The organism is Fulvivirga sp., assembly GCF_040220315.1.
GTDB lineage: Bacteria > Bacteroidota > Bacteroidia > Cytophagales > Cyclobacteriaceae > Fulvivirga.
Map to the genome: position 1 here is coordinate 1 of NZ_JAVJUY010000068.1, position 7794 is coordinate 7794.

Genomic DNA, 7794 nt, shown 5'->3' on the forward strand with positions numbered 1-7794 from the left:
GGTTGAATTACAAAATCACCCTCATCCAGAGTAGGCACAAACTCACCACCAAGCCTCGTAAATAATAATATAGCTAACACCAAAATTACTCCTGCGGATGCTACCACCCATTTTCTAACTAAAAGTGCGCTTATAAGTAACGGCTCGTATACTTTCTTCAAATTGGCGATCAATTTGGTTGAAAAGGCCATCTGCTTGTCAGTAGGTTTTAAGAAAATAGACGCTGCCACTGGCACATACGTAAAGCAAAGAATCATTGCGCCTGCCAACGCGAAGCAAAAGGTTAATGCCATAGGTTTGAACATTTTACCTTCCACATTAGAAAGTGACAAGATTGGGATGAATACTATTAGAATAATTAGCTGTCCAAAAATGGCAGAATGCATCATTTTTGATGCCCCCTGATTCACTAAACGATCTATTTCAAGCTTTCTGGCGGGTTTAGCCAGATCTTGAAGTGTCTTACTGTTTGCCGTTATTTTAAAGGCAATGTACTCTACAATTATTACAGAACCATCGATGATAATACCAAAATCTATTGCCCCAAGGCTCATCAGGTTAGCATCTACACCAAAGATATACATACAGGAAAGCGCAAAAAGGAGTGAAAGTGGTATTACTGAGGCAATTACTAAACCAGTGCGCAGATTGCCGAGTAAAAGTACAACCACAAAAACTACAATTAAACAACCGAGAATCAGATTTTCAGCTATAGTAAATGTCGTTTTATCAATGAGTTCGCTCCTTTCAAGAAATGGGTTGATAGAAATACCTTGAGGCAGGGTATTTTGAATTTCTGCTACTCTTTCCTTTACAGCTTCTAATACTGCTTTTGAGTTGGCATCTTTCAGCATCATTACTTGCCCGAGCACTTTTTCACCCTCCGCATTTCCAGTTACCGCCCCAAAACGGGTAGCATGGCCCAGCCCTACTTTCGCAATGTCTTTTACGTAAACTGGAAGTCCGTTCCGATTGACCACTACGATATTTTCAATATCCGATATGTTCTCCGCCAGACCTTCTCCTCTAATAAAATAAGCCTGTTTTCCTTTTTCAATATACCCACCTCCCGTGATATCATTATTTTTTTCAAGTGCAGTATATACTTCTCGAATTGATAGGTTAAGGCTCCTTAATCGAATGGGATTAATCTGCACTTCATATTGTTTTAAAAACCCACCCCAGGTATTAATCTCTACCACGCCTTTAATTCCTGAAAGCTGCCGCTTAATTACCCAATCCTGAATTGTGCGTAGCTCCATTGTGGTGTATTGATCTTTAAATTCAGGATCTACCTCAATAACGTATTGATATATTTCTCCAAGTCCGGTAGTAATAGGGCCCATCTGTGGGGTTCCGAAACCATCAGGTATCTTTTCTGATGCAGAAATGAGCTTTTCTGCGATTAATTGTCGGGGTAAATAAGTACCCATATCATCATCAAACACTACCGTAACCACTGATAGGCCAAACTTTGATATAGAACGAAGTTCTTTCACGCCAGAAATATTCACCAGTTCCATTTCTATTGGGCTGGTTATAAACTGCTCTACATCTTGAGTAGAAAGGTCCCTGGATGTAGTAATCACTTGTACTTGATTATTGGTTACATCAGGCACTGCACCAATGGGTATTTTTGACAGTGAAAAGCTGCCAAAGACTATTAGAAACAGTACGAAAAGAAGTACTATTAATTTATTGGCTATACTCCAGCCAATGAGTTTATCTAACATGTATTAAGAATTTAAGCTTTAAAATATTAACTAATGCAGAGATTAGGATTGCGCTGGTGGGCCGCGAAAGCTTAAATTAGGAATGTAAAAAATTGAAGGTAATGAAACAGAATAGGCCGGCCAGGATGTGGATTGTTTTGTTTCAATCCTGGAAGTGAATAGTAACTGTGAGATAACTGCTAGTATTCCTAAATCAATATTTTCCGAATTTGCTACTTCAAATTCTTCCAAATGATTCTCCCGTTCGTCAATTTCGAATGCATGTTTAATTAAACCAAAGAAATCGATTTCATGCTGGCAACTTTGAATATATGTGCTGCCATCACCCGGTGACACATGCTTATGCTGAACAAGTGTATGCAGCATAAGAAGCATGACAGGTACAATCAGGAATATTTTAGCAAATTGTTTCAACAATATAAATATACGAAGGTAACCCTGATAAAAAACTGACGATTATCAGGATTGATACAAAAACCAATTAAAATAAGTTCCGCTTTAAATGCTGCGTTTTATGTACAATGGGAGCATTTATAATTAATACATAAACATTATTTATGTTATACATTTAAATTATTAATTTTCATTTATGAATATATAATACTTGCTTTGCATTAAAAATTAATGACAATGCAAATGCACTTATTAGCCCTTCTCCCATTAATAGTCCCATTTTCTCTTTATCTCCTCTCCATTGCTCTTTCCATTAATCTTGTAAAGCCAACAAGAAAGAATATAGAGTCAATAGGTTGGTTGGGAATTCTTACTTCAATTATTTGTGCAGGTTTAACATGGATGAGTGGAGTCTCTCAAAGCGATTTAATCGTTTTTGCAGAATTAGGCTTATCACTAAGGCTTGACGCCCTAAGTATGATCATGTTTGTGATGATTGCCTTATTAGGCTTCATCATTCTTAAATTTAGTATCAACTACCTCGATGGAGACCGAAGACAGCACATTTTTATAAGCAGACTTGCTACCACCATTGCATCGGTGCAATTGCTCGTTTTATCAGGTAATCTTTTCCAACTGTTCCTTTTTTGGGTCATAACAAGTGTTTGCTTACACTATTTGTTAACTTTTTACAGAAACAGACCTCAAGCCATTGCAGCTGCACGAAAGAAATATATTGTGGCTAGAATAGGTGATATCTGCCTAGCTTTTTCATTTTTGTTAATTTACTTCGAGTTTAATACGGGTGATCTACAAACCATATTTGATCAGGTAGCATCACTAAACACATTAAATTCTTCATTAACAACGGCTACTCTCCTGCTAGTAATTGCCGCCTTATTAAAATCAGCGCAATTTCCAACCCATGGCTGGTTGATCGAAGTAGTAGAAACTCCAACTCCTGTTTCGGCCCTGTTACATGCCGGTCTTTTAAATGCCGGTCCGTTTTTGATGGTACGGTTTGCCTTCTTAATGCAACTATCTGAAACCGCTTCTTTGGTGTTGATCATCATCGCAGGGTTTACGGCCTTGTTTGCTTCTGTGGTGTATCTGACGCAGCCAACCATTAAAGTTTCGTTAGGCTATTCTAGTGTCGCGCATATGGGCTTTAGTTTGTTGATGTGTGGGTTTGGAGTTTATAGCGCAGCCATTTTGCACTTGGTAGCTCACTCTTTTTATAAGGCGAATTCATTCCTTTCGTCAGGTAGTGTTGTAGAGGTGGTAAAAGCAAAAAAGGTAGTTACGCCTAATCGTTTGGGGAGTATACCGAGAATTTTACTCGGGGTTTTATTTTCACTTAGCGTCTATGCTTTGTTTTGCTACTGGTGGGGTCTGGATCCTGTTAATGAGTTTTCTTTAATGGCGGTAGGTGCTATTATTGCTCTAGGAGTTTCTCAACTTATTGTATCCACTATTGATTCTAAAGGCAGTATCTCAGCAATCCTTCAATCCGGAGTAATGGTGTTTATTGTATCACTGGCATTCTTTAGTCTGGAGAAAGGGGCGCACATTTTACTCGCCTCACAGGTACCAGTATATGCTGCACCTTCCTTATTAATTAAAGGAGTAATCATTACCACCTTGGTTCTTTTCGGATCGGTTGTATTCATTCAACTGGTATCACCAGCTTTGAAATCAGGAAGTTTTGGCTACCGCTTGGGTGTGCACCTAAGAAATGGATTATATGCCAATGTTATTTTCGACAGGATGATAGGTGCCCTGAAAAACGACAAATTCAAATGGGCGAACCTTACAGTTGAGGCAGAAGAAAATAACCAAGTGGCGGATGAGTTTGCCCAGGAAAATGGAGAACTCATTTACAAGTCTCAAACAATATCAAATCAATAAGCTTAATTCGATTAGTATCATGCAATTAGCAGAAAAACAAAACATCAAAGAAGTAGAATCACTTCTTAAGAACACGTCAGCGAAAATTGCCCCGCTTTGGTCGCTGGAGAATTTCGTTGCGGTTAATCCTTATCTGGGTATGGCCAATCGCCCTTTTGGTGAAGTGATGCAGCAGCTAAAAATTACTGCTGATGCCGAGCCTACTTTACCCATATCATTTTACCTGAAAGCGCTGGAGGAAGGTAGAATTTCAAAGGAGGATATCGCCTATGCGCTGAATAAGCATAATAAAGGAATAAATGCCGATCAATTTCTGGCTCAACTATTTGAGCAGATTGACGATAAGGCATTAAAGGTAAAAACAGTTGGCGACCTTGCGAGTAACCTGAATGGCAAAGACTGGAAAAGGTTTATGATCGACAGAATATCACATTGGGCAGCAGCCTATTTCGATCAAAATCAGGCCGCATGGAAAACAGCTAAGAAGCAAGATTCCTTATACGCTGCGTGGAAAAAGGAAGCTGAAGTTGATTACAGCACCGAACTTATGGGACTTTCCGGATTTAGAAATATGGCAAAAACCCTTCCTGAAAACTCACTAGAAGCAGCCCGGACTATTCTTGAAAAGCTTAAGGTTCCGGAAAATGCGTTAGAACTGTACTTGCAAAGACTGGCGATGACAATGAGCGGCTGGGCAGGTTTTTGTGCCAGAATTGATTTTGAAGCGAATCTGGCTGGAAACAAAGAAAGTAGAGCCACTTCAGAATTCATTACTATCCTGTTGAGTTGGGAATACTGCCTGCTTGAACTTCTTAAATCGGATGAGCTTAAAAGCGAATGGTCTGTCAATAAAAGCATCATTGCAACTTACAACGCTGTTGAGAGCGCAGATAAGCAGGTGTTAAATCAGCTGGTTCTGCAGGATGCTTTTGACCGTACAAACCAACGCTTGATTATTGATAAGATCGCGAAAAATGATAAAAGTACTATTGAAGCCAAAACTCCAAGAGCGCAGGCGATCTTCTGTATTGATGTGCGATCTGAATTGTACAGAAGAAATCTGGAAGCGCTTGATTCGGACATAGCCACTATGGGCTTTGCAGGTTTCTTTGCCTTCCCGGTTAAGTATACACAAATGGGTCATGAGCATGGAAGTAACAACTGCCCTGTGTTGCTCAATACATCACACACAATTAAAGAGACTACTGGGGATACACAAGTTGATGCTAAAATAATTGCCAATAGAAGCTTGAAACAGCATGTTCAAAAAGCGTGGAGTACTTTTAAATCGGGAGCTGTAAGTTGTTTCAGCTTCGTTTCCCCGATAGGACTTTCTTTCTTACCTAAGTTGTTCACCAACTCATTTGGTTTAACACGTCCGGTTAAACATCCGGATCAGGTAGGTCTTGATGACAAAACAGTGGAGATGAAAAAGGTGAGTCTTGAGGCGAAGAAAGATGTTACCGGTGCCTATGGAATTCCTTTGGAAGAACGTATAAAAATGGCAGAAAACGCCTTACGTGCTATGTCACTCACAGAGAATTTTGCGAAGTCTGTGCTGATTGTTGGGCACGGTTCTTCTACAGTGAACAATCCTCACGCTACGGGATTAGATTGTGGTGCCTGTGGAGGAAACACGGGGGAAGCCAATGCCAAAGTTGCTGCTGCTGTTCTCAATGATTCAGAAGTTCGTAAGGCACTAGTAAATGTAGGAATTGAAATTCCTGAGACTACGGTGTTCATTGCTTGTAAGCATGACACCACTACAGATGAGGTGACATTATTTAACACCGATCTTATACCGGCATCACATGATGAGGAGATTTCGCACTTGAAGAAATTGCTTCGAATGGCGGCAATTGCTGCTAGAAGTGAGCGCGGGCAACGAATGAATTTGAATGAAGGCAATGTGGATCAACAGGTTTTTGCAAGAAGCAAAGACTGGTCGCAAGTAAGACCGGAATGGGGTCTTGCAGGTTGCTCTTCTTTTATTGTGGCACCCAGAGAACGTACCCAGGGCGTAGATTTTGGAGGAAAAGCCTTCCTACACAGCTATGACTGGAAAAAAGATAAAACTTTCAGTGTGCTGGAATTGATTATGACTGCCCCGATGGTAGTAACCAGCTGGATCAATTTGCAGTACTACGCTTCAACGGTTGACAATAAAGTCTTCGGGTCAGGTAACAAAACGTTGCACAACGTGGTAGGCGGACTTGGCGTTTTTGAAGGGTTTGCAGGTGACTTGCGAGTAGGTCTGCCGCTACAGTCAGTTTTTGATGGACAGAAATATCAACACGAGCCTCAAAGATTAAATGTAATTATTGAAGCACCTGCTGACGAAATGAGCAAAATCCTTGAAAAACACAAGTCGATCCGAGACTTATGTGACAATGAGTGGATTTACTTATTTGCCATGAATGCTGAAGGTAAAGTGGCCTATAAATATATTAGTGATTTGCAGTGGGAGGTGGTCGATTAAGATTGTTCTATTCCTAACTTTTCACTTCAAATAAAAAGCCTGCTTGAATAATTCAAGCAGGCTTTTTATTTCTGAACTAGTATTTCTTATTTGCTCTTCGCAGCAAAATGCTTATAAAAGAGGGTAATGGTCTCTATTCCTTTCATGAAATTAGTTACACCATAATGTTCATTTGGTGAGTGGATTGCATCAGAATCTAAACCAAAGCCCATCAATACAGTATCCAACCCTAACTCTTCTTTGAAAAGAGACACAATTGGAATACTTCCACCATCTCTGGTAGGAATTGGTTCTTTACCCCAGGCTTCTACAAATGCATCGCTTGCAGCAGCATAGGCCACAGAATCTGTTGGAGTAACCGCAGGTTCTCCACCATGATGTGGTGTTACTTTTACTTTTACTGATTTAGGAGCAATGCTTCTGAAGTGTTTCTCAAATAATTCTGTTATCTCATCCGAAACCTGATTAGGCACTAAACGCATGGAGATTTTCGCATAAGCTTTAGATGGAAGTACTGTTTTAGCACCTTCACCAATGTAGCCCCCCCAAATTCCGTTCACATCAAGTGTTGGTCTGATACCTGATCTTTCTAATGTGGTAAAACCATCTTCACCGCTGATATCTTCGATATTTAAGTCTTTTTTATACTCATCCAGATCAAATGGTGCTTCATTTAGCATTTTTCTTTCTTCTGCAGTTAGTTCAGCCACCTTATCGTAAAAGCCTGGAATGGTTATTCTGTTCTTATCATCTTTCAATGAGGCAATCATTTTACAAAGCTCATTGATTGGATTAGCTACTGCACCTCCATAAACTCCTGAATGAAGATCCCTGTTAGGACCTGTCACTTCTACTTGTAAATAGCTTAAGCCTCTTAAGCCAACAGTAATAGAAGGTGTATCTAAAGAGATCATGGATGTATCTGAAATAAGGATGACATCAGCAGCCAGTTTTTCTTTGTTTTCCTTCACGAAGATTTCAAGATTTTCAGATCCAACTTCCTCTTCACCTTCAATCATGAATTTCACGTTGCAAGCTACGCCATCCGTTTTCATCATGGCCTCAAACGCCTTCACGTGCATGTACATCTGGCCTTTGTCATCGCAGGCGCCTCTTGCGTAGATTTTATCGTTTTTAACTACTGGCTCAAATGCAGGAGAATCCCACAATTCCAATGGGTCTGCAGGTTGCACATCGTAATGTCCATAAACCAAAACAGTTGGCAAATTGGGGTCAACCATCTTTTCACCATAAACTATCGGATAACCTGCTGTTTTACAG

General features: G+C 40.0%; 5 protein-coding genes. 2 read left to right on the top strand and 3 right to left on the bottom strand.

All coding sequences use genetic code 11. The annotated features are described in order from the left end of the window. The coding region (locus tag RLO81_RS03040; protein WP_350107051.1) for an efflux RND transporter permease subunit at positions 1 to 1733 on the bottom strand (1733 nt) is incomplete at its 3' end. 42 nt (positions 1734 to 1775) lie between these two features. Further along, positions 1776 to 2147: a hypothetical protein gene (locus tag RLO81_RS03045; protein ID WP_350107054.1), complete on the bottom strand. Its 372-nt coding sequence runs from the start codon at positions 2145 to 2147 to the stop codon at positions 1776 to 1778. Between the two features lie 222 nt (positions 2148 to 2369). On the opposite strand from RLO81_RS03045, the gene RLO81_RS03050 reads away from it, so the two are divergent. Next, the gene (locus RLO81_RS03050; protein WP_350107056.1) at positions 2370 to 4034 is read left to right on the top strand and encodes a proton-conducting transporter transmembrane domain-containing protein; all 1665 of its coding nucleotides are present in this window, start codon (positions 2370 to 2372) and stop codon (positions 4032 to 4034) included. 19 nt (positions 4035 to 4053) lie between these two features. Beyond that, complete coding sequence (locus tag RLO81_RS03055) at positions 4054 to 6513, top strand: YbcC family protein (RefSeq protein ID WP_350107059.1); 2460 nt, start codon at positions 4054 to 4056, stop codon at positions 6511 to 6513. Positions 6514 to 6599: 86 nt separating this feature from the next. Here RLO81_RS03055 and RLO81_RS03060 read toward each other — a convergent pair. Continuing rightward, positions 6600 to 7794 (bottom strand): dipeptidase (locus RLO81_RS03060; protein WP_350107062.1); only part of this gene is annotated, 1195 nt, incomplete at its 5' end.

Bases quoted from the DNA above. Each gene is read 5' to 3' on its own strand.
- RLO81_RS03050 (WP_350107056.1), top strand. From the start codon at position 2,370: ATGCACTTATTAGCCCTTCTCCCATTAATAGTCCCATTTTCTCTTTAT.
- RLO81_RS03055 (WP_350107059.1), top strand. From the start codon at position 4,054: ATGCAATTAGCAGAAAAACAAAACATCAAAGAAGTAGAATCACTTCTT.